Raw genomic sequence first — 21,421 nt, 5'->3', positions numbered from 1 at the left:
TTGAATTCCTTTCCTTCACGCATTGAGTGAGCGCGGACCGCCGTCGCCGGCGAGCCCGCATGGTTGGTCGGTTGGCGGTCCTATTGCACGGCCGCCGCGGTATAACGGGACTCTGATTTGCTGACCACGAGCCACGCCGCAACGGCGGCGATCGCGATCAATGGAATGCTTGCGCTCAGCAGCACGGACGCGCCTTGACCAATCGCGAGCAACTGTCCCGCGATCAAAGGCCCGAGAATCGAGCCCACGCGCCCCACTGCAACGGCAGCGCCCACTCCCGTGCCGCGCACTTCCGTCGGGTAGAGGCTGCTGGCGAGCGCGTACAACACCGACTGCCCGCCGACGAGAAACAGCCCCGCCAGCAAGCCGCCCCACGCCATCGACGCGCCGCCGCTCGCGCCCACCAGCGCGGCCAGCGCGACGACGATGCCCAGATACATGCCGCCGACCGTGCGACGCCGGCCGATCCGGTCCATCAGGCTGGCAATCGCAATCGCGCCGAAGCCGCCGCCGATGTTGAACATCATTTGCACGACGCCCGACTGCACGCGCGTCAACCCTCGGCTCAACACCAGCGAAGGCAGCCAGTTGATGAGGAAGTACAGCACGATCAGCGTGCCGAGGTAGCTGATCCACAACGCGATGGTGGTGGCGCCACGCCCTTCCTGCCACAACGCGCGCGCCACGGTGGTGGACGGCTTGCGCGACCCACTGCCGGAGGACCACGCCGCCACGAACTGCGCCGACTCGCGCAGGAACAGCGCGAGCAACGGCAGCACCAGAAGCGGACCGACGCCGCCGACATAAAAGATATGCCGCCAGCCTTCATCGCCCGGACTGACAATGCCGATGACCGCCGCCAGCGCCGCACCGAACGGCATGCCGCAATACATCGCGCCCACCGCCGTGTTGCGCTGATCAGGCTTCGCAGCCTCCGAGCACAACGCGATCAGGTTCGGCATCGCCGCGCCGAGTCCGAGCCCGGTGAGAAAGCGCGCCGCCAGCAGGCTGTTGAGGTCCCACACCTGCGTGGTCGCAAGCGAAAAGATGCCGAACAGCGCAACCGACAGCATCAGCACGCGCTTGCGTCCCAGCTTGTCGGCAAGCCGCCCGCCGATCGCCGCGCCGGGCAGCAGCCCCAGCGCGCCGATGCTGAATGCCCAGCCCATCTGCGCCACCGCCAGATGAAATTCGCGCGCCATACGGGGCGCGGCGATGCCGGTCGATTGCAGATCCAGCCCCTCCAGTAACGCAACGATGAGGCACAGCCCAATGGTCAGGGCGCTACTTTCCGACGTATTCGTTGATTGCCGCATACAAGTCTCCAATATCGAATCAGCATCGCTCTTGCGGCGATATGGCTGAAGGGTGTCAACGTTGCACGGCGCGCACGCGGCGCGGCCGTGCAACGTACGTCAGGTCATGCAGCAACGACTTCCTTCGCGGATGCGCGCGTCAAGTCCAGCGCGACGTCGACGATCATGTCCTCCTGGCCGCCGACCATGCGGCGCTTGCCCAACTCAACCAGGATGTCGACCGTCTTCAGGCCGTATTTCTTCGCGGCCACTTCCGCGTGGCGCAGGAAGCTCGAATACACGCCCGCATAGCCGAGCGCCAGCGTCTCGCGATCGACGTGCACCGGACGGTCCTGCAGCGGACGCACGATGTCGTCGGCGACGTCCATCAGCGTGTAGAGATCGGTGCCGTGATTCCACCCGACGCGCTCCGCCGCGGCGATGAACACTTCGAGCGGCGCGTTGCCCGCACCGGCGCCCATGCCTGCGAGACTCGCATCGACGCGGTCGCAGCCCTCTTCCACCGCGATCATCGAATTCGCCACGCCCAGCGACAGGTTGTGGTGTGCGTGCATGCCCGTTTGCGTCGCGGGTTTGAGCACTGACTTCAACGCGCGAAAGCGTGCGCGCACGTCGTTCATGGTCAGCGCGCCGCCCGAGTCCACGACGTAGATGCAGGCCGCGCCGTAGCTTTCCATCTTCTTCGCTTCGATTGCGAGGTTTTCCGGCGTGGTCATGTGGCTCATCATCAGGAAGCCGACCGTGTCCATGCCGAGTTCGCGCGCATATTCGATGTGCTGCTTCGAAATGTCCGCCTCGGTGCAATGGGTCGCGACGCGCACAATGCGCGCGCCAGCCTGGTACGCCGCCTTCAGATCGTGGATCGTGCCGATGCCGGGCAACAGCAGTGTCGCGATCTGCGCGTGCGTGACCACGTCGGCCACCGCCTCGATCCATTCGAGGTCGCTATGCGCGCCGAAGCCGTAGTTGAAGCTCGAACCTTGCAGCCCGTCACCGTGCGCCACTTCGATGCTGTCGACCTTTGCCTTGTCCAGCGCGCGTGCGATGTCCTGCACGTTCTGGATCGAGTATTGATGGCGGATTGCGTGGCTGCCGTCGCGCAGCGTCACGTCGGAGATATACAGTTTCTTGTCCATGCGAGAGTCTCCTTATGCCTGCACGAGCGATTGCGCCATGCGCTCCGCAGTGGCGAGCGCGGCCGAAGTCATGATGTCGAGATTGCCCGCGTAGGCGGGCAGATAATGCGCGGCGCCTTCCACCTCGATGAATACCGAGGTTTTCAGACCGCTAAACTTGCCGAGGCCCGGAATGTTCAGCGGCGCGGCGGCGCCGATGTCGTCGAACTGCACCTTCTGCTTGAGACGGTAGCCCGGCACGTACGCGTGCACGGCCGCGGCCATCGCTTCGATCGACGCTTCCACCTTCGCGCGGTCGGCGGCTTCCGAGAGCACGTAGACGGTGTCGCGCATCATCACCGGCGGCTCGGCGGGATTGAGCACGATGATCGCCTTGCCCTTCGCCGCGCCGCCCACCACTTCAATCGCCTTCGAGGTGGTTTCGGTGAACTCGTCGATGTTCGCGCGCGTGCCCGGTCCCGCCGATTTGCTGCTGATCGCCGCGACGATTTCCGCGTAATGCACCTTCGCCACGCGCGACACAGCCGCGACCATCGGAATCGTCGCCTGGCCGCCGCACGTGACCATGTTCACGTTCGGCGCGTCGATATGCGCGTCGAGGTTGACGACCGGCACGCAGTACGGGCCGATCGCCGCAGGCGTCAGGTCGATCAGGCGGATGCCCGGCTTGAGCGCGCGCAGGAACGCATCGTTCTTCACGTGCGCGCCCGCCGAAGTGGCGTCGAACACGAAGTCGATCTCGTCGAACACCGGCAGACGCGTCAGGCCTTCGACGCCTTCATGCGTGGTCGCCACGCCGAGCCGCGCGGCGCGCGCGAGGCCATCCGAGGCCGCGTCGATACCGACCATCGCCGCCACTTCCAGGTGCTTACCGTGACGCAGGATCTTGATCATCAGATCGGTGCCGATGTTGCCCGAGCCGATGATCGCGGCCTTGAGTTTTTCGCTTGCCATTTCAGTCCTCAATCGAGTGCATGCTTATGCGGAAAAAGTCGCGCGGACGCTGCCGAGACCGTCGATCTGCGCGCTGAAGGTGCCGGGTTGCGTCACCGTGACCATCGGACCGAGCGCACCGGTCATCAGGACATCGCCGGCGCGCAACGGCGTGCCGAGTTGAACCATGCGGTCCGCGAGCCAGACGGCGGCGTTCAGCGGATTGCCGAGGCACGCGGAGCCGTTGCCGCGCGAGAGCACTTCGGTGTCGTTGGAAAGCGTCATCGCGCAGGCCGCGAGATCGGCGTCGCGCAGCAACACCGGACGGCTGCCGAGCACGAAGCGCGCGCTCGATGCGTTATCGGCTACCGTATCGACGAAGCGGATATTCCAGCCTTCGATGCGGCTGTCCACCACTTCGATCGCCGCGACCGCGTAGGCTGTCGCGCGGATCAGATCGGCGTAGGTGTGGCGCTCGTGCGTGAGGTCGTGTTCGAGCACCAGCGCGATCTCGGCTTCGACCTTCGGCTGAATCAGTTCGCCGAGCGGGATCGGCTGGTTGTCGCCGTAAGCCATCGACGCGAACAGCGCGCCGAAATCCGGTTGATCGACACCGAGCTGGCGCTGCACCGCGGGCGACGTCAGCCCGATCTTGCGGCCGACGATGCGCTCACCCGCCGCGACGCGCGCCGCCACGTTGAGCTGTTGCACCGCGTAGGCGAGCTGGGCGGCAGCGGTGGCGTCGTTCAATTCGGAGACGCGCGCGTCGTCACGCAATGGCGCGATGGTCCGACGCGTGCGTTCGGATTCGCGCAGCTGCAGGGCCAGCGCTTCAGCATGGTTAAGCGTGTTCATAGCGATTTCCTTGTTCGGTTAGGCGTTGGCGGCGACAGGACGCGCGTGCATGGCGCCGAAGCCCGCAATCCACTCGGGGATGGCGCGGTAGTAGTCGAGGGTCGCCTGATACGGCCCGCACGCGTTCAACGCGCCGAACGCCGCGACCCAGGTGCGAATCTCGTGAGCGGACTTGCCGGCGGCGCGCGTGATCGCGTTGTCGGTCAGGCCGTCGAGCGCCGTCAGCTCGCCGTCTTCGAGCAGCTTCAGAAACGCCCGGTCCCACTCGGGATTGAGCGCATGCAGAGGGCTGTCGCCGGCTGCGAATGCGCGCGCCGCCGCGACCGTGCGCGCCTGGCGCGCCGCCCGCGATTCGGCGGAAGGATTGCGGCCGGCAATCAGCCGCTCGGCGACCTCTTCGCTCGCGCCGGCCAGTTCCGGCACGGGCGGCTCGTGCGAGATGCCGCCCGAGCCGATCACCAGCACACGTTTGTTCAGACGCGCGAGCGCGCGGCCCAGCGCGTCGCCGAGCAGGCGCGCACGGCGGCACGAGGCCATCGGCGGCGCGACCGAGTTGATGAACACGGGAACGACCGGATAACGGTCGAGAATGCCCGTGAGAAGCTCCAGCGCCTGCGCACAACCGTGATCGACCTGCATGCGGTACGACACCGCCACGTCGATATCGCTCGCCAGCACGGCTTCGGCAAGCGCGAGCGCGGTGTCGGCGGGCACGTCGAGCGGGCCGGCCAGGCTCTTGAAGTCGCCGATCGCGCTGGCCGACGCACCGATGCAGAACGGCGGCATCACGTCGTAGAAGAAGCCGTTGTAGTGGTCCGGCGCGAACACCACCACCAGTTCGGGATCGAACCCGGCGACGCGAGCACGCGCCGCCGCGTGCAACCGCTCGACTTCGGTGACGACCTCCGGCGCCGGGTCGTAATAGCCGGCGAGCGGCGTGTGCGACAGGCATTCGAGTAGCATCGGCATGTCAGGCTCCTGTTGCAACGGCGGCGACGGCCGCGATGCTGTCGCGCGCCGCGACCGGTTCGTTGATACTCGCGCCGACGTTCTGCCGTACGGCCGTGTTGAGATTCAGCTTCGCGGCAAGCTCGACGATGTGAGAAGAAACCTGCTGAGGCGTGCACATACCCGCGACAAAGCGATCGGGCCGCAGCAGCACGACGGATTCCGGCACTCGCGAGAACCAGTCCTTCATGCGGCCGTTCACGTCGCCGACGGCGATCACGTCGGCAGGCACATCGTCATGGAAAGAGAGCTGCGTATCCGGCTTCGCGATCACGAAACAGCCGCCCAGCCGCTGCCAGATTTCGCGAGCCGCCGGCGACAGGCCGAAGGTCGGATCGGAGCCCCAGCCGAGAATCGCAAAGCGGTTGCCGAGCACATCGTCCAGACGCACCACTTCGCCCTTCACCGTGCGCACGCGCGGCTGAATGAACATGCGGCCCACCGGCGAATGGCAGTGCGGATCGCGGCCATACACGAGGCGGCCGAGGCGCGACTCGCGCTTCTCGCTCATCAACCCGAGCAGGCGTCCCGGCGCGGATTGACCGGAGCGTTCAAGCAGGCGCGCGAGCCAGCCATGCTTGCGCTCGCTGCGCGCGAGCAGCACCACGCCGGTTTCGTAGCGCGGCATCGGCTTGAAGCGCATTTCGACGAAGTAGCGCTTGACCGCCGGAAACAGATTGAACGTGCGCACGAACGCGTCACGGAACTTGATGCCGAAGCGGCTCGTCGGCGCGAAGATGTCGCCGGCCACTTCGGAGAGGTGAATCATCGAGCGGGCATGCGCGCGGCGCTCGGCGGTGTACGTATCGAGCAGCGCGTCGCCGGCGAGACCCTTGACCACCATCGCCAGCTTCCAGCCGAGGTTGCTCGCGTCGCGAATGCCGCTGTTGTAACCCTGACCCTGCCACACCGGCATGATGTGCGCGGCGTCGCCGGCCAGCAGCACGCGCTCCACGCGGAAGCTGCTGGCAAGCCGCGCATTGTGCGTATAGACGCGCTTGCGGATGTAGTCGACCTGCTCCGGATCGGCGACGACCTTGCGGATCAGCGCCGCCAGGTTCTCCGGCTTCGACAACTCCTCTTCGGTCTCGCCCGGCATCACCATGAACTCGAATCGGCGGATGCCGTGCGGCAGCGCAGCCGAGACATACGGCCGCTGCGGATCGCAATGCATGTACACGTGCGGCGAGCCGATCGGATCGTTGCGCACATCGACGACGATCCATTGATTCGGCTTCGTGCGTCCTTCGAACGGCACGTCGAGCATGCGCCGCACGAAGCCGTTGCCGCCGTCGGCGCCGACCATGTACGACGCGCGAATCGTGCGGCAGCCGCCTTTGTGGTCCTGCGTTTCGATCGTGACGCCCGTCTGGTCCTGCGCGAACGCGCTGACGCTGTTGCCGAACAACACCTCGACATGCGGGAAGCGGCGCAGACCTTCGTACAGCACGCGGTCGGCGAGCGGCTGAATGAACGCGTTACGGCGCGACCAGCCGAATTCGTCGGTGCGCGGTTCGATCGACGCGAAGCAATGGCCGGTGCGCTTGACGAAACGCATCCAGTGATCGGGGGTGGTGTGGGGCAACAGCGCGTCGGCGAGGCCGACTGACTGGAACACGCGCAACGCTTCGTCGTCGAGACCGATGGCGCGCGGATAGTCGATAATCTGTTCGAGCTTCTCCACCAGCACGACGCGCACGCCCTGCAAGCCGAGATAGTTGGCGATCATCAAACCAACCGGGCCGGCGCCGACAATCGCCACGTCGGCGGATACGGTCCCGCTGTGACCTTGGGCGGCCACCGGATCAAGCGAGGGGGGCATGCTGTCTCCTTTCTCGCGCGCGGCGCAAGCCGCCGTCGCTGCAGATAACGAACTGGGTCGAAATGATCAGGGAGCGCGGCAAGCGGGAACCGCTCACGGCCGGGGCGAAGAACTCGCACACGGACAATGGCTTGCGTCTCCATCAATCGTTTGATTTGTTCGCAGTCTAGGACCGCCACCCGGCTCGCTCAACAAATTGTGAAAAATGTGCATAGAATGCACATTGCTGATTTAAAAGGGATTTGTTGGTGACCCAATATGCCAGTGTCAGAGGTCTGTCGCGTGGACTGCAGGTGTTGCAGGCGCTCAATTCGATGGACAGCGGCCGCGCCACGAGCCAGCAGATCAGCGAACTGACGGGGCTGCACCGCACCACCGCAAGACGGCTGCTCGAAACGCTGATGGCGGAAGGTTTCGTGCGGCGCAGCGCGTCGGACGACAGCTTTCGACTGACGCTCAAGGTGCGTGCGTTGAGCGAAGGTTTTACGGACGACGAACGAATTGCGACGATCGCGCCGCCGATCATGGGACGGCTGCTGCAGCGCGTTGCATGGCCGTCGGATCTGACCACGCCGGACGGCGATGCGATGATCATCCGCGAGACGACGCACCGCTTCAGCACGTTGTCGTTTCATCGCTCGATGGTCGGCCGCCGCCTGCCGATTCTGCTCACCGCTGCGGGACGCGCGTACTTCGCGATGTGTTCCGACGGCGAACGCGAGGACATTCTCGACCTGCTACGCTCGGGCGCGGGTGGCGAAGAACAGCAGGCGCTCGCGTCGAACGACGCGCTCGTTCGCAGTATCGTGCGGCGCGTCCGGGCGGACGGTTTCGGCTCCAATCACGGCGACTGGGCCGCGCAAAGCAAGATCGGCGCGGTGGCTGTGGCGATCGTGCACGAGCAGCGCGTGCTGGCCAGTTTGAACGTGGTGTTTCTGTCGCGCGCGGTCACGCTTGCGGAAGCCAAACGGCGGTTCGTGCCGGAGCTTCAGACCGCGGCGCGGGAAATGGTCGAGGGGCTGGAGGCGGAGGCGTCTTCGGGTAGCGCCGGGAAAAAAACGAAAGGCCGCGCGAGCGGCGATGGGGAGTGAATCGGGCCGCGGGTGTGAGCCGGGTGGCCCTCACATCACCGCGCCCCGCTCGTCATAAGCGCGCGGAAACGCCACGCTGATATCCACGCCCTTGCCGCCCGCACCCGGCTTGAGCGTGATCTCGCCGTGATGCGTGTCCACAATCTCACGCACGATCGCAAGACCCAGGCCGGTCCCTTCGGTATCCGCCGACGCGCGGAAGAACGGTTCGAACACCCGGCTGCGCGACTCGGCCGGAATGCCCGGGCCGTCGTCGAGCACGCTTACGGTGACGCTGTCGGCGCCGGTCCGCACGGCGACCGTGACGTGGCCGCCGCTGCCCGTGTAGCGAATCGCGTTCTCCGCGAGGTTGGCGATCAGCGCCTGAAGCAGGCCGCGATGCCCCGCCACTCGTGCGGCGCCGGTCAATTCGGCACCCAGGTCGATATTGCGGGCCTGCGCGAGCAGTGCGAAGTCTTCCACGACTTCCATCGCGAGCGGCACCAGGTCGACGATGTCGAGCGCGAGTTGCGTGTTGTCGGCGGCCTCGGCTTGCGCGAGCAACAGCAGCTTGTTGGTGAGCCCCACCATCGAACGATTGCTGCGATGCATCGCCGCGAGCGCTTCGTCGAGCGCGGGATTGATGCCGTCCTGCTGACGCGCGAACTGCAACTGCGTGCCGAGCAACGTGAGCGGCGTGCGCAACTGATGCGCGGCATCGGCGATGAAACGCCGTTGCGCGGCCACCTGAACGCCGAGCCGCGCGATGCACTGATTGATCGCTTCGACGATTGGCCGCAACTCGGTGTGCAGACGTTCCACGCGAATCGGCTCGAGCTGCATCGGGTCGCGGTCGGCGACGTCCTCTTTCACTTTCATCAGCGGCCGCAATTCGAACGTGAGTCCGATGCACACCAGCGCCACCGCCAGCACGATCATCGCGATTTGCCTCACGAGTTGCGGCTGCCACAATTGCCGGGCCATCGCGTCGCGTGAACGCATGGTTTTGCCGACCGTGATCCGCACGCGGCGCGTCGCGCCATTGTCGTACATCAGCCGCACGATGCCGGCCGCGCGCACCCGTTGACCGTGCAACTCGGTGTCGTAGTGGTCGGGCGTGTCGGCAGCTTGCGGCGCACGCAGCGGGAAATCCGGCGTGCCCGCGAGCAGCCGCCCATCGTCGATGCGCACGCTGTAGAACACCTGATCGCGATAAGGTGACACGAATACTTCGAGCGCGGCGGGCGGCACATCGACGCGCAAAAAGCCGTCCACCCACTCCACTTCGCCCGCGATCATCCGCGCCGACGAGATCAGCTGATTGTCCTGCACCAGATCCGCCGTACGCCGCGCGTTGTCGTATTCGGCCTTGCCGGTGACGAACACATACAACGCGAGCGGCACCAGCAGCCACCACAACAGGCGCATCCGCAAGCTATTGGTCATCGTCTTTTTTGCGCAGCAGATAGCCCAGCCCGCGCAGCGTGACGATCGCCGCCGAGCTGCCGTCGAGCTTCTTGCGCAAACGTGAAATGTAGATCTCGACCGCGTCCTCGCTCGGCTCGTCAGCGAGCGTGAAGATCGCGTCGACCAGCGCCGGTTTCGTCACCGTCTTGCCGAGCCGCAGGATCAGCGCTTCGAGCACCGAGCGCTCGCGCGGCGTGACGTTCAGCGGCGCGCCCTTCAGCGTGAACTGGCGCGTGTCGATGTCGAACGCGAGATCGCCGCACACCACTTCACTCGCCTTCGACGGCGACTGGCGGCGAATCGCCACCTTGATTCGCGCGACCAGCTCGCGCACTTCGAATGGCTTGACGAGGTAGTCGTCCGCGCCGGCGCCGAGCAGTTCCACCTTTTCGTCGATCGAGCCGCTCGCGGTCAGAATCAGCACCGGCGTCGCGTCGCCGCGCTGGCGCAAGCGGCGCAGCACGTTCTTGCCCGACAGCTTCGGCAGATTCAGGTCGAGCAGGATCACGTCGTAGTGATTGGTGCGCAGCAGTTGATCGGCCGCGTCGCCGTCCTGCACCGTGTCGAGTGCGAACGCCTCCTGCTCCAGCATCTTCGCGAGCCAGTGGGACAGCGTGGGGTTGTCTTCGATGAGCAGCAGCTTCATGGCGGGCACGGCAAGAGTCAGGCCGTCGATTGTGCCGTAAAACAAAGGGTTTGCGCGCTTCCCGTGTGGTTTGCGCCCTACGCTCGCGCGTTTGGCGGGGTTTCCATGGAGTCTCGGGTTAACACTCATGATTTGCCCGCGCCCCCGAAAGCTGGCAGAAGGTTTCCAATTTTTATAATCGCCGTCATTCATCCAGAAAGCGCCGCGCACCATCCACGCGGCGACCAAACCTAAGGAGACTGCTTCATGCGTACCTTGCGCCAGATTGCCGCTGTGTCAGGTGTTGCGTTCACCGTTGCCGCCGCCTCGGCCGCCGCTCACGCCGAAAAGCTCACGATCATGGTCGGCGGCGCCACCAAGATCATCTATCTGCCGGCCAAGCTGACCGAACAGCTCGGCTACTTCAAGGACGAAGGCCTCGATGTCGAGATCCTCTCCCAACCGGCCGGCGTCGACGCGGAAAACGAACTGCTCGCGGGCGCGGTGCAAGGCGTGGTGGGCTTCTACGACCACACGATCGACCTGCAAAGCAAGGGCAAGGAAGTTCAGGCGCTGGTGGTCTTCGGCCAGGTGCCGGGTGAAGTGGAAATGGTGTCGACCAAGGCCGCCGACACCTTCAAGAGCATGGCCGACTCGAAGGGCAAAACTCTCGGCGTGACCGGGCTCGGCTCCTCGACGAGCTTCCTCACGCAATACCTCGCGCAGCGTGCGGGCGTGCCGTCCACGCAATACACGCTGCTGCCGGTGGGCGCGGACAACAGTTTCATCGCGGCGATCAAGCAAAACCGCATCGAGGCCGGCATGACGACCGAGCCGACCGTCTCGCAACTGCTGAAAACCGGCGACGCCAAGGTGCTGGTCGACATGCGCACGCTGGAAGGCACGCGCGCCGCGCTCGGCGGCACCTATCCGGCTTCGAGCTTCTACGTGCAGCGCGCGTGGGCCGAGTCGCACAAGGACGACGCCGCGAAGCTCTCGCACGCGTTCGCCCGCACGCTGAACTTCATCGCGACGCATAGCGCGGAAGAGATCGCCGCGAAAATGCCGAAGGACTACTACGGCAACAACAAGGACCTGTACGTGGGCGCGCTGAAAGCGTCACTGCCGATGTTCACGAAGGACGGCAAGATGCCCGCCGACGGCCCCGATACGGTGCTGAAGGTGCTGTCGGCCTTCAATCCTTCGGTGAAGGGCAAGCACATCGACCTTGCCAGGACGTACAGCAACGACTATCTCTCGGCCCCGGTCAAGACCGCGGCGAAGTAACGCGCATTCAACATCAAGAGAACCGGGAGGCACCAGCCGATGATTCAACCCATGTCACGCGATACGCCAGCCATCGAGATGCGCAACGTGTCGTGCCGTTTCATTTCTCCGGACGGCAAGGCGACGATCGCGTTGCGCGACTTCAGCATGTCGGTGGCGCGCGGCGAATTCGTCGCGGTGGTCGGCCCGACCGGTTGCGGCAAGTCCACCACGCTCAGCATGATCACCGGGCTGCTGAAGCCCACCACCGGCGAAGTGCGCGTGATGGGCGCGCCGGTGGACGGCATCGATCCGCGCATCGGCTTCGTGTTCCAGGCAGACGCCGTGTTCCCGTGGCGCTCGGTGCTCGACAACGTGGCCGCCGGTCCGCTGTATCGCGGCCGCTCGAAGTCGGCCGCGTACGACGAAGCCAACGAATGGCTGCGCCGCGTGGGGCTCGACAAGTTCGGCAAGCACTATCCGCATCAGCTGTCGGGCGGCATGCGTAAGCGCGTCGCGCTCGCGCAGACCTTCATCAACAAGCCGGAAATCCTGTTGATGGACGAGCCCTTCTCGGCGCTCGACATGCAAACGCGCACGCTGATGCAGGACGAACTGCTGCAATTGTGGGCAGGCGTCGGCTCGGTGGTGTTCGTCACGCACGATCTCGAAGAAGCGATTGCGCTTGCCGACCGCGTGTTCGTGCTGACCGCTCGCCCGGCGACGCTGAAGAAGGTGTACGAAATCGATCTGCCGCGTCCGCGCGTCACGTCGGAGGTTCGCTACGACCCGCGTTTCATCGAAATCTCGCGCGACATCTGGCACGACCTGCGCGAAGAAGTGCAGATCGGTTAACCAAGGAACGGCAAACATGTCTACTACCTCTCAACAGATGATGCCGTCAGGCATCGATGCCCCGTCGCTCGCCCAGGTGGAACGCGTCGCGCAAAAACGCATCCGGCAGCGTCATGCGCTGGTGATCACGTTGCGCGTACTCGTGCTGGTGGTCGTGCTCGGCGGATGGGAACTGTCCGCGCGCCTCAAGTGGATCGACCCGTTCTTCTTCTCGATGCCTAGCGCGATCTTCGATCAGATCGTCGACTGGTTCGTGAACGGCACGTCGCAGGGGCCGCTGCTTACGCAGGTGTGGGTCACGCTCGAAGAAACCGGACTCGGCTTCATTATCGGTTCGGTGGCGGGCATTTTCTGCGGCATCGTGCTCGGCCGCAACAAACTGCTGTCCGATGTGTTCAGCCTCTACATCAAGATCGCCAACTCGATTCCGCGCGTGGTGCTCGGCTCGGTGTTCGTGATCGCGCTCGGTCTCGGCATGGCGTCGAAGGTGGCGCTGGCGGTGGTGATGGTGTTCTTCGTCGTGTTCGCGAATGCTTTTCAGGGCGTGCGTGAAGCGGATCGGTACATGATCGCGAACGCGCAGATTCTCGGCGCGTCGCGCCGCCAGGTGACGACGTCGGTGGTGATTCCGTCGGCGCTCAGCTGGATTCTCGCCAGCTTGCACGTGAGCTTCGGCTTTGCGCTGGTCGGTGCCGTGGTCGGCGAGTTTCTCGGCTCCAAGCAGGGTATCGGCCTGTTGATCTCCACCGCGCAGGGCGCGTTCAATGCGAGCGGCGTGTTCGCGGCGATGATCGTGCTGGCCGTGGTCGCGCTGGCCGCCGATTATCTGTTGACTGCAGTCGAGCACCGTCTGTTGAAGTGGCGGCCTCAAGCGGTTTGAGCGATCCGTTTCCGGCCGTGTAGTTAGTTCTCGGCCTCGCAGTTCAATGCCGTTCAGTCCGGGACTGAACGGCATTTTTTTTGGACTGCTCCGTCCGCTTGAATAACGCGGCACCTGTTTCGTTCTCACATCAGGAAGCGAATGCGGCGTCTAATGGGAGCCGTTCTTCCTGATCGCGCGTCTTGCTGTCCTGGCGGCACTTGCTCCCGCAGTGTCACCAGTCAGCCAACTTCCGGCCGGCATGCGTTGGCCGGCGCGCAACACTTTTCCCGCTTCTCCCCTCCCCGTTACCCCCTGAACGCCCCTTGCACAAGGGCCGGCGCCTGATGGCACGGTCGATGCGTAATAGCGGCCACCCAAGTCGCGTCGTTACCAACAACGCTTGCAACGAGGTGCGCCATGTCGAGTACCCAGAGCCAACGTCGCCCGATGAACTGGCGAAGCCGGCCGTTCCGTCCAGGCGGCGCCGCGCGGCGTCACAACAGCCGCCGCTTCGCGGGACTCGTGCCGCTCGGGTTGCGCGCCGCAGCGCTCATCGGTCGCGGGCCGAAGCACATCTGGCCGTACATCGTGTCGTGGCTCTTGCTGCTGCTCACCATCGGCTCCATCTGTCTCGTCGTGCGCGGCGTGCTCACGCGGCAATTGCTCGTGCCGCCCGTCGAAACGCCGCAAACGCTCACCGAGCGCGGCTACACGCCGGGCTTTCTCGCGGAACGGATCATGTCTTCGATGCGGGATATCGCTCACGACTCCGCGTCCATTCCTCACGACACGATGACCGACACCGACGCCCAACCCGACATTCAGATTCCGGGCCCGGAAATGTCGTATGCGTCGACGGTCCGCTTCATCAAGGGGGTCATCAAGCGCACGGACGTGGTCGTTCACGTCGGCGTCACGGAAGTAAAGGGCAGCAAGGACACTTACATTGCCCACGTGCATATAGAAGGCGGCCCGTTCAATGCTCGCGAGAGCATCGTTCCATTCGAAGGGCACGACCTGGAAACATTCGTAGAAGACATCGCTGTCAAGGCGATGGAGCTCGCCGAGCCGAACATCCTCGCCAGTCACCTCTATTCGGAGGTCCGGAAAACCGGGTGTTCGCTGGCCAACTGCAATTACGACAAGATCGTCGAGATCTATGACGAAGTACTCAGGCTGCCCGCGTCCGAGCAAGGGGAATGGGCGCTGGCGGGCAAAGCGTGGCTGCTCACCGATCAGGGGGAGTCGAAAGCGAAAGAGGCGGAACGGCAAACCCGCGACGCGCTGACCGTCTACCAGCATTCGGCGGTTCTGCACGCGAGTCTCGGCCGTGCGCTGGCACAACAAAACCGCCTCGACGACGCGATCGACGCATTGCGTGCCGGCGCGAGCGAGAAATCGAAGACAGCTGAAAACCTGCGTCTTCTCGGCGACGTGCTATTGCATGCGCATCGCAATGACGAAGCACTCGACGCGTTCAAACAGGCCGACGAAATGAACCCGGACTCCGTCGACAACCTGCACGACTGGGGCGAAGCGCTCACCAGCGTCGGCAGATACGACGATGCGATCGACAAGCTCTCCCGCGCCGTCCGGCTGCGCCCCGATCTTGCGCCGTCCTATGCGGAATTGGGCCGCGCACTCGATCACAAAGGGGATCTGCGCCGCGCCTCGCGTAACTATGCAGAAGCGCTGCAACGCGACGCGGGCAGCTTGTCCGCACACGAGACCCAACTGGCGCGGCTCGCCGACAGCGTAGAAGACGGCGGCGCACCGGACACGCCGACGCCCCACCCTCGCACCCGACCCGTTTCGAATCCACGCCCAGCACTTCAGTTGCAAACGTCAGTTGAAGCACCAGCGATGCCGAAGCGTAACCGCAGAAGCACCCATGTCTTTGTCGTACTCACAGCAGAAGAGGAGAAATGTCGATGGACAACTTTGAAGACGCATTCAAGGCTCTGATCGGAAGCGAAGGGGGTTATTCGTTCAATCCGGCCGATCCTGGTGGCGAAACGATGTGGGGCGTGACGGCGCGCGTCGCACGCAGCCAAGGCTACACCGGCGCGATGAAGGATCTGCCGCTGGAGACAGCGAAGCAGATTGCCAAGCAGAAGTACTGGGACCCCTTGCATCTCGACGAACTCGACCCGCGCGTGGCCTTCCAGATCTTCGACGCGAATTACAACGGCGGGCTCGTCGTGTTGTGGATGCAAAAATCGTCCGGAGCGAAGGAAGACGGCAAGTTCGGCCCGGACACCCTGGACGCGGTCAAGAGCGCTGACCCGATGAAATTCGTGATGCGCTTCGCCGCCTATCGCCTGCGGTATCTCCGCAACCTTCATACGTGGCCTAACTTCAGCCGTGGCTGGACCGAACGGATGGCCGCCAACCTTCTTCTGGGAGCAGCATGATGGACTGGTCAAAAGTAGCGACGAACATCGGCACCACCGCCCCGCTTCTCGCCGGGCTCGTAGGCGGTCCGGTCGGACTGGGCGTGACGGCCGCCGCGGCGATCATCTCGCATGCGCTCGGCACGCCGAGCGATCCGTCCTTCGTCGAGCCGGCGTTGAACGACCCCGGTGCGCTCGAAAAAATCCGCCAGGCCGAGAGTGCGAACTCGCTGCAATTGCAGCAACTGGTCGTCACCGCGGCTCAGGCGAGGCTTGCGCATGAAACCGATATGGCGCGCATCCAGGCAGACGATCGGGCCAACGCGCGCGCGATGGGGACCACCAATCGCGACTGGGTGCCCAAGGTACTCGCGATGGCCGTCACCACGGGGTTCTTCGGCATTCTCCTGCTGATGGCGTTCCAGCCTTTGCCGGGCACCAACAAGGATCTCGTCAACGTGATCGTCGGCGCGCTGGGCACTGCGTGGATCAGTATCATCGGCTACTATTTCGGCACCTCGGTCGGATCGATGCGCAAAACCGAACTGCTCGCCAAGCCCAGCGTGCCGATCACGGCGGATAGCGCGGTGACTCTGCGTGAACCTGCGACGCCACCGGCCGCGCACGCGCAAGCCGCGCCGGCCCAGGTCGCGCATGAAGTGCTCCAGCCGTTCGCCCCGGGCGGACAAGGGCCGATCTTCTCGGGCACTTGACACACCGTTCGTCATTCACGCGAAGCAGCGGCGGCGGGACTGCAGCTTGCAGGCGCCTACTTCGCAGATTTGCAGGCTAGCCAATCCAGCAGCAAGACTCTTTCGCTGCCGCGCGTTTTGCGCTACGTTGGCAACGCCGGCCAGTTCGAAAGGCGTGGCCAACACGGCGGTACGCATACGGAATCCATCCAGTCCACCTTGGAGCGACGAAGATGAGTGACGTGCACGACGGCGCGCAGAAGGATCCGATCGACCATGTGGTCCTTCTGTTGATGGAGAACCACTCCTTCGATCAAATGCTCGGCTGTCTGGACGCCGTGCACGCAGGCCTGGACGGCGTGCGCAACGCGGCGTCCAAATCCAACGACGACGGCAAAGGGCATACGTTCTTCGTCCGCGAGACGCGTGAGCGGCAAATGCAACTCGATCCGAATCACGGGCATCGCGCGGTGCTGGATCAGATCGCGGGAGGCAACAGCGGCTTCGTGCGCTCCTTCACGCACGACTACCCGAACAGCAGTCAGGCCGAGCGGCAAGACATCATGGGTTATTACCCGCTCGGTTACCTTCCCGCGCTGCACACGCTGGGCTCGCAATTCACCGTGTGCGACAGGTGGTTTGCGCCGATGCCGGGCCCCACGTGGCCGAACCGCTATTTCGCGCTCACGGGTACGTCGAAGGGAGAGATCGACATGCCTTCGGGACTCGATGCTCTGAATCCTGCGTGGTACAGCAGCCAGGACCAGGACACGATCTTCGACCGTCTGAACGCCGCGCGTAAAACGTGGAAGATTTACTTCTACGATTTTCCGGCCTCGCTGCTATTGAAGAATCAGCGTCGGGCGGAGAACCTCGCCAACTATCACAAGTTCGACACGTTCTTCGGCGATGCAGCCGGTCCCGCCGACGCTTTCCCGCAGTTCGTGCTCATCGAGCCGAAGTACTTCGGCGAAGCGCAGAACGACGATCATCCGCCCCACAACATCATGAAGGCGCAGAAGCTGATAGCGGATACCTACAATGCGCTGCGCTCGAACCAGGCGTTGTGGGAGCGAACATTGTTAGTGATCCTTTACGACGAGCATGGCGGCTTTTACGATCATGTGGTGCCGCCATCCAACGCTGTCGCACCCGACGAGCACACCGACCGCTTCAGCTTCGCCCAGCTCGGCGCACGCGTACCCGCCGTTCTGGTGTCGCCATGGTGCGATGCCGGCGTATGTCATGCGCAATTCGATCACTGCAGCGTGCTCAGGTATCTCTGCGACAAGTGGCAGCTCCCGCCGCTCGGCAATCGCACGCGGGCCGCGGCCAGCATCGGTCTGGCGGTTCGCTGCACCGGCGAGGCTCGCACAGATACGCCGGCGTTCATCCGCGTGACCAATCAATCGCTGATCGCGCAGCATGTGGAGCTGGAGAAGAAATCGTCGAACGGCAATCAGCATGGGCTGCACCATTTCGCCGACTATCTGCATGCGGAGCTGGATCGATTGGCGTCGGAAGTCGTCGAAGCGGCCGCCGATTTCGCCCGCGCGGAGACCGCTTGGGTTCGTTTCAAGAGCGCATTGGGGTCCGCGTTGATGAGTGTCGGACAGTGGCTCAGCCGGGACTTCTATCAAGCGAAAGATCAGCGGGATGCGCGTACGGGTCAGGCGTTCACGCGGTTGTCGCAATCCGTGGATGGCGCGGCGGGCACGCCGCAAAAGGACGCTGCCGCGCCGACGCGGCGAGGCTAGCAGGCGGACGGCGCGACAGCATCTTCAGCTAGGCGCCGGGTCAGCGCACACGCCGCCGCGCCGGCAAGTTCCCCGCTTTTATCTCAAAACTCGCAACAAACCTTACCTGAACCGGCCATTACTCTCTCCAGGTCGCAAAACTACAATGTAATCACTGACTACGAACGAGGACGTTCGCAGCAAGACAAAAACCGAACTGGAGGTAGTTCATCATGAAATCGCTCATTCAAGCTGTTGTTATCGCCGCTGTGCTGGCCGCTCCTGTCGCTTCGTTTGCGCAGTCCAACCAGCCCATGACCCGCGCCCAGGTGCGCGCCGAACTGGTTCAACTCGAAAAGGCCGGCTATCAACCGGGTCACGCCGATCCGCACTACCCGGCTGACATTCAGGCCGCGCAAGCGCGCGTCGATGCGCAAAACGGCATTGCGCAACCGGCAGCAAGCGCCTTTGGCGGTGCGGTAAGCGGCTCGTCGCAATCGGGCCATACGGCCCCGGTCACCGGTGCGAAGTCGATCTACTTCGGCCAGTAAGCAGCCATCAAGCGGTGGTGAGTGGCTAGCGAGTTGCATGGCGGCATGATCCGCAGGCGCGATGTTTTACGCTGATCCGCCGCCCAGCGCGTCCATGAGGCGCGCATTCTGACTCAAATGGATTGGCCCGCGACCGAATGATTGCGATCGCGGGCCAGTTCTGTATTCGATACCTCCGTCATCGGGCTCCCGATGACTTCGCCCGGGCCCTCGCGGTCCGGGCGCTTTTTCGCGGCGCCGTCCACGCGCCGTTGAGCTTCGGCTAGACGCGTGTTTCAGTCATCGAGCCCGGCGATTGCGATCAATCGCGTGCAATCAGATCGCCCACTTGACCACGGCCGGTCACGAGGCAACTCGACAGGAAATTTTCCCCTTGGCTGCTGGCCCCGGCGTCTCCAAAGCCTTTCTTCAACGCGTTCGATTTGACCAGTTGCGCGCCCTGGTGGCACGTGATGGTGCCTATCTCTCCGGCTTGCGCGCGCATCAGCGCCCTATCCGCCATCAGATAGCCGAGCAGCAGGACCACGGCAATATTGAACGCTTGTCTCATGCTTTGCCTCCTTTTGGAAGAGACTAACCCGATCAAGCGATGCACGGTCCTAGGGCTTTCCCGATTCAGCGCGATTCAATGATGCTCGTTAAATCAAGGAGCGTTGCACTCCCGGTGCGACGATAAAGCACACCTCATTCGGCTTCGTGAAGCATGGCAAACCCCGACGCGGCACTATGTTCAGAGGCGCGCTTCGATCTGCCCGATCCGCTTTTCGATCGCATTGCGCACCAGCGCGTTCGACGGCGCCAGCAGCAGCGAGGACGCGATGATCCGGTACACCGTGTTGCGCCGGACCTTGGAAACCTTCTGCGGATCGAGCCACGCATCGTTATCCACCAGCAATAACAGCGTCTCCAGGCCGATCAGAATCGGCCACAAACAGGCCAGCCGCAAGCGCACGGAAAATGCCGGAATCGCCAGCGTGTACGCCAGCGCATCGCGGAAGTGATCGAGCGTCTTGCGCAGCAGCTCGACCAACACCGGCCGCGCGCGCAGCGAGTTGGCCGGCAGCAACAGATCTTGCGCATTCAACCCATGCCGACCCAGCATGCTCTGCGGCAGATAGCAGCGGCCGATCCGCAAATCCTTGCCGCAATCGCGCAGCACATTGGTCATCTGCAGCGCCTTGCCGAACCGCACGCCCCGGCGCGCCATCGTGTCGGGCCGCTCCTTCAGCGTGCCCGGCATGTGCGCGTAGGTCATGCTGGTCCAGAATTCACCGACGCAGCCCGCCACCAGATATGTGTAGCGGTCGAGATCGTCGTATTCGGGCAGCGCCGCGATCTGGCCGGACCGTTCATCGGGGAAGGTGCGCAAATCGAACTCCATACCCTCGGTCAGCGTCGATACGATGCCGCGCACGGCCTTGCGATCCGCTTCGCTCAGTTGCGCGAGCACGTCGAGCGCGGGGCCCAACGATTCGAGCAACACCTTTTCGTCCGACTGGATCTGCTGGCCCGCCACTTCGTCGGCCATGCGCCGTAACAGCGAACCGTCGCCGGTTGCGCCGTTCACCTGAGCGCGCAGCGACAGCAGCAACGCGAGCCGTTGCTCGGGAGAGATCAGCGAGGTGTCGGCAATCGTGTCGGCCGCGCGCGCGAGCAGATAGGCGAGGCCGATCGGATCGCGCATGCCGGCGGGCAGCACGCGCAGCGTGAGATAAAAGGAGCGTGAGACGCCTTTCAGGAGCGGGCCGAGAAGGAAGGCCCGGGTCGGATTCGACATGGATGGAAGCGGGTCGGTATAGGGAAGAAGCAGGCAAATATCAGGCGCTGCCGAATTGTATACGGCGAAGTGTCTTTGCCATGCATCAGCGATCTTGCCCGGCCGCGCATCGACCGTGTTTCAGTCTGGTGGGCTCAACGCACCTCCGAGACGCCCAGGAGCGTTCAGCGGCCCGCGCCCAGCCCCAGCAGGCCGATTGCGTTCTGCTTGAGAATCAGCGGCTGCACCTCTTCCCTGAAACCGACCTGCTTGAAATCCTCCAGCCAGCGGTGCGGCTGGATCAACGGAAATTCGGAGCCGAACAGCATTTTCCGCTTCAGCAGCGCATTGGCGTGGCGGATCAACTCGGGCGAAAAATACTTCGGCGACCAGCCGGACAGGTCGATATAGACATTGGGCTTATGCAGCGCAATCGATAACGCCTGTTCCTGCCAAGGCCACGACGGATGCGCGATCACGATGTTCATGTCGGAGAAATCCGCGGCGACATCGTCGAGATGGATCGGCTCCGAGTACTTCAACCGCAAACCGCCGCCGCCCCGCATACCCGAGCCCATGCCGGAATGGCCGCTGTGAAAGACGGCCGTGAGCCGATGTTCGGCAATCAGTTCGTAAAGCGGATAAGCGAGAGGGTCGTTGGCGAAGAACGCCTGCATCGTCGGATGAAACTTGAAGCCGCGCACGCCGTATTCCTCGATCAGCTTGCGCGCCTCGCGCACGCCCATCTTGCCCTTGTGCGGGTCGATGCTCGCGAAGGCAATCATGATGTCGCTGTTCTTCTGCGCGAATTCGGCGACCTCTTCGTTCGGAATGCGCCGCCGCCCGAGGTTCGCTTCGCAGTCGACGGTGAACATTACGAAGCCGATCTTGCGCTCGCGATAATGTTCGATGGTTTCGGGAATCGTCGGCCGCCGGCCGAGCTTCAGCACGGTGCCGAAGTACTTGTCGGCGGCGTCGTCGAACTCCTTGCCGAACAGGTCCGGCGGCTGGCAGCACGAGACTTCCGCGTGCACGTGGGTGTCGATTGCGACGAGTTGGTCGAGGTTCATCTATGGGT

At 63.9% G+C, this 21,421-nt stretch carries 20 protein-coding genes; 9 read left to right on the top strand and 11 right to left on the bottom strand.

All coding sequences use genetic code 11. The features are described 5' to 3' along the window. Positions 1-80: 80 nt before the first annotated feature. The 6 genes from mhpT to PQR02_RS12910 all read right to left on the bottom strand — a co-directional run bounded on the left by mhpT (position 81) and on the right by PQR02_RS12910 (position 7,070). On the bottom strand, positions 81-1,316 hold the full coding sequence (mhpT, locus tag PQR02_RS12935; protein ID WP_408230736.1) for a 3-(3-hydroxy-phenyl)propionate transporter MhpT: 1,236 nt from the start codon (positions 1,314-1,316) through the stop codon (positions 81-83). Positions 1,317-1,420: 104 nt separating this feature from the next. Beyond that, complete coding sequence (gene dmpG, locus PQR02_RS12930) at positions 1,421-2,452, bottom strand: 4-hydroxy-2-oxovalerate aldolase (RefSeq protein WP_408230733.1); 1,032 nt, start codon at positions 2,450-2,452, stop codon at positions 1,421-1,423. Between the two features lie 12 nt (positions 2,453-2,464). Then, the gene (locus PQR02_RS12925; protein ID WP_408230730.1) at positions 2,465-3,406 is read right to left on the bottom strand and encodes an acetaldehyde dehydrogenase (acetylating); all 942 of its coding nucleotides are present in this window, start codon (positions 3,404-3,406) and stop codon (positions 2,465-2,467) included. 24 nt (positions 3,407-3,430) lie between these two features. Next, the gene (locus PQR02_RS12920; RefSeq protein WP_408230727.1) at positions 3,431-4,240 is read right to left on the bottom strand and encodes a fumarylacetoacetate hydrolase family protein; all 810 of its coding nucleotides are present in this window, start codon (positions 4,238-4,240) and stop codon (positions 3,431-3,433) included. A gap of 18 nt (positions 4,241-4,258) precedes the next feature. Beyond that, on the bottom strand, positions 4,259-5,209 hold the full coding sequence (locus PQR02_RS12915) for a 3-carboxyethylcatechol 2,3-dioxygenase (RefSeq protein WP_408230724.1): 951 nt from the start codon (positions 5,207-5,209) through the stop codon (positions 4,259-4,261). A 1-nt stretch (position 5,210) separates the two neighbouring features. Then, the gene (locus PQR02_RS12910; RefSeq protein WP_408230721.1) at positions 5,211-7,070 is read right to left on the bottom strand and encodes a bifunctional 3-(3-hydroxy-phenyl)propionate/3-hydroxycinnamic acid hydroxylase; all 1,860 of its coding nucleotides are present in this window, start codon (positions 7,068-7,070) and stop codon (positions 5,211-5,213) included. Between the two features lie 248 nt (positions 7,071-7,318). Between PQR02_RS12910 and PQR02_RS12905 the strand changes: the two genes are divergently transcribed. Further along, positions 7,319-8,161, top strand: a complete 843-nt coding sequence (locus PQR02_RS12905) for a DNA-binding transcriptional regulator (protein WP_408230718.1) — start codon at positions 7,319-7,321, stop codon at positions 8,159-8,161. A 30-nt stretch (positions 8,162-8,191) separates the two neighbouring features. Here the strand turns inward: PQR02_RS12905 and PQR02_RS12900 are convergent, their stop codons facing one another. Continuing rightward, positions 8,192-9,586, bottom strand: a complete 1,395-nt coding sequence (locus PQR02_RS12900) for a sensor histidine kinase (RefSeq protein ID WP_408230715.1) — start codon at positions 9,584-9,586, stop codon at positions 8,192-8,194. Beyond that, a complete protein-coding gene (locus PQR02_RS12895) occupies positions 9,576-10,253 on the bottom strand; it encodes a response regulator (RefSeq protein ID WP_408230712.1) in 678 nt (225 codons plus the stop codon). The genes PQR02_RS12900 and PQR02_RS12895 overlap by 11 nt, the downstream gene beginning before the upstream one ends. A 246-nt stretch (positions 10,254-10,499) precedes the next feature. Here PQR02_RS12895 and PQR02_RS12890 point away from each other — a divergent pair, with 246 nt between their 5' ends. The 8 genes from PQR02_RS12890 (at position 10,500) to PQR02_RS12855 (ending at position 18,587) form a co-directional block, all read left to right on the top strand. Continuing rightward, positions 10,500-11,519, top strand: coding sequence for an ABC transporter substrate-binding protein (locus PQR02_RS12890; protein ID WP_408230709.1), 1,020 nt, complete (start codon positions 10,500-10,502; stop codon positions 11,517-11,519). Between the two features lie 39 nt (positions 11,520-11,558). Further along, the gene (locus PQR02_RS12885) at positions 11,559-12,353 is read left to right on the top strand and encodes an ABC transporter ATP-binding protein (protein ID WP_408230706.1); all 795 of its coding nucleotides are present in this window, start codon (positions 11,559-11,561) and stop codon (positions 12,351-12,353) included. Positions 12,354-12,369: 16 nt separating this feature from the next. Further along, positions 12,370-13,233 (top strand): ABC transporter permease, encoded by an 864-nt coding sequence (locus tag PQR02_RS12880; protein ID WP_408230703.1) that lies wholly within the window; start codon positions 12,370-12,372, stop codon positions 13,231-13,233. A gap of 399 nt (positions 13,234-13,632) precedes the next feature. Then, positions 13,633-15,180: a tetratricopeptide repeat protein gene (locus tag PQR02_RS12875; RefSeq protein WP_408230700.1), complete on the top strand. Its 1,548-nt coding sequence runs from the start codon at positions 13,633-13,635 to the stop codon at positions 15,178-15,180. Beyond that, on the top strand, positions 15,147-15,629 hold the full coding sequence (locus PQR02_RS12870; protein ID WP_408230697.1) for a glycoside hydrolase family 108 protein: 483 nt from the start codon (positions 15,147-15,149) through the stop codon (positions 15,627-15,629). Before PQR02_RS12875 ends, PQR02_RS12870 begins: the two co-directional genes overlap by 34 nt. Next, positions 15,629-16,321 (top strand): hypothetical protein, encoded by a 693-nt coding sequence (locus PQR02_RS12865; protein WP_408230694.1) that lies wholly within the window; start codon positions 15,629-15,631, stop codon positions 16,319-16,321. The genes PQR02_RS12870 and PQR02_RS12865 overlap by 1 nt, the downstream gene beginning before the upstream one ends. A 212-nt stretch (positions 16,322-16,533) precedes the next feature. Beyond that, entirely contained in the window at positions 16,534-18,057 is a 1,524-nt protein-coding gene (locus PQR02_RS12860; RefSeq protein WP_408230691.1) for an alkaline phosphatase family protein, read from the top strand. A 212-nt stretch (positions 18,058-18,269) separates the two neighbouring features. Continuing rightward, on the top strand, positions 18,270-18,587 hold the full coding sequence (locus tag PQR02_RS12855) for a DUF4148 domain-containing protein (protein ID WP_408230688.1): 318 nt from the start codon (positions 18,270-18,272) through the stop codon (positions 18,585-18,587). Between the two features lie 301 nt (positions 18,588-18,888). Here the strand turns inward: PQR02_RS12855 and PQR02_RS12850 are convergent, their stop codons facing one another. The 3 genes from PQR02_RS12850 to PQR02_RS12840 form a co-directional block, all read right to left on the bottom strand. Beyond that, positions 18,889-19,137, bottom strand: coding sequence for a hypothetical protein (locus PQR02_RS12850; RefSeq protein WP_149671191.1), 249 nt, complete (start codon positions 19,135-19,137; stop codon positions 18,889-18,891). Positions 19,138-19,317: 180 nt separating this feature from the next. After that, the gene (locus PQR02_RS12845) at positions 19,318-20,364 is read right to left on the bottom strand and encodes a phytoene/squalene synthase family protein (RefSeq protein WP_408230684.1); all 1,047 of its coding nucleotides are present in this window, start codon (positions 20,362-20,364) and stop codon (positions 19,318-19,320) included. Positions 20,365-20,528: 164 nt separating this feature from the next. Further along, positions 20,529-21,413 (bottom strand): amidohydrolase family protein, encoded by an 885-nt coding sequence (locus PQR02_RS12840; protein ID WP_408230681.1) that lies wholly within the window; start codon positions 21,411-21,413, stop codon positions 20,529-20,531. Positions 21,414-21,421: the final 8 nt, after the last annotated feature.

Source organism: Paraburkholderia sediminicola (genome assembly GCF_046026895.1).
Taxonomy (GTDB): Bacteria; Pseudomonadota; Gammaproteobacteria; order Burkholderiales; family Burkholderiaceae; genus Paraburkholderia; species Paraburkholderia sediminicola_C.
The sequence above is the reverse complement of the archived record's forward strand: the minus strand, read 5'-3'. Positions and strand labels throughout refer to the sequence as shown.

What these genes read in the sequence shown, in the direction of transcription:
- mhpT (WP_408230736.1), bottom strand. Translation starts at nt 1,316, where the DNA reads ATGCGGCAATCAACGAATACGTCGGAAAGTAGCGCCCTGACCATTGGG.
- dmpG (WP_408230733.1), bottom strand. Translation starts at nt 2,452, where the DNA reads ATGGACAAGAAACTGTATATCTCCGACGTGACGCTGCGCGACGGCAGC.
- PQR02_RS12925 (WP_408230730.1), bottom strand. Translation starts at nt 3,406, where the DNA reads ATGGCAAGCGAAAAACTCAAGGCCGCGATCATCGGCTCGGGCAACATC.
- PQR02_RS12920 (WP_408230727.1), bottom strand. Translation starts at nt 4,240, where the DNA reads ATGAACACGCTTAACCATGCTGAAGCGCTGGCCCTGCAGCTGCGCGAA.
- PQR02_RS12915 (WP_408230724.1), bottom strand. Translation starts at nt 5,209, where the DNA reads ATGCCGATGCTACTCGAATGCCTGTCGCACACGCCGCTCGCCGGCTAT.
- PQR02_RS12910 (WP_408230721.1), bottom strand. Translation starts at nt 7,070, where the DNA reads ATGCCCCCCTCGCTTGATCCGGTGGCCGCCCAAGGTCACAGCGGGACC.
- PQR02_RS12900 (WP_408230715.1), bottom strand. Translation starts at nt 9,586, where the DNA reads ATGACCAATAGCTTGCGGATGCGCCTGTTGTGGTGGCTGCTGGTGCCG.
- PQR02_RS12895 (WP_408230712.1), bottom strand. Translation starts at nt 10,253, where the DNA reads ATGAAGCTGCTGCTCATCGAAGACAACCCCACGCTGTCCCACTGGCTC.
- PQR02_RS12890 (WP_408230709.1), top strand. Translation starts at nt 10,500, where the DNA reads ATGCGTACCTTGCGCCAGATTGCCGCTGTGTCAGGTGTTGCGTTCACC.
- PQR02_RS12885 (WP_408230706.1), top strand. Translation starts at nt 11,559, where the DNA reads ATGATTCAACCCATGTCACGCGATACGCCAGCCATCGAGATGCGCAAC.
- PQR02_RS12880 (WP_408230703.1), top strand. Translation starts at nt 12,370, where the DNA reads ATGTCTACTACCTCTCAACAGATGATGCCGTCAGGCATCGATGCCCCG.
- PQR02_RS12875 (WP_408230700.1), top strand. Translation starts at nt 13,633, where the DNA reads ATGTCGAGTACCCAGAGCCAACGTCGCCCGATGAACTGGCGAAGCCGG.
- PQR02_RS12870 (WP_408230697.1), top strand. Translation starts at nt 15,147, where the DNA reads ATGGACAACTTTGAAGACGCATTCAAGGCTCTGATCGGAAGCGAAGGG.
- PQR02_RS12865 (WP_408230694.1), top strand. Translation starts at nt 15,629, where the DNA reads ATGGACTGGTCAAAAGTAGCGACGAACATCGGCACCACCGCCCCGCTT.
- PQR02_RS12860 (WP_408230691.1), top strand. Translation starts at nt 16,534, where the DNA reads ATGAGTGACGTGCACGACGGCGCGCAGAAGGATCCGATCGACCATGTG.
- PQR02_RS12855 (WP_408230688.1), top strand. Translation starts at nt 18,270, where the DNA reads ATGAAATCGCTCATTCAAGCTGTTGTTATCGCCGCTGTGCTGGCCGCT.
- PQR02_RS12850 (WP_149671191.1), bottom strand. Translation starts at nt 19,137, where the DNA reads ATGAGACAAGCGTTCAATATTGCCGTGGTCCTGCTGCTCGGCTATCTG.
- PQR02_RS12845 (WP_408230684.1), bottom strand. Translation starts at nt 20,364, where the DNA reads ATGTCGAATCCGACCCGGGCCTTCCTTCTCGGCCCGCTCCTGAAAGGC.
- PQR02_RS12840 (WP_408230681.1), bottom strand. Translation starts at nt 21,413, where the DNA reads ATGAACCTCGACCAACTCGTCGCAATCGACACCCACGTGCACGCGGAA.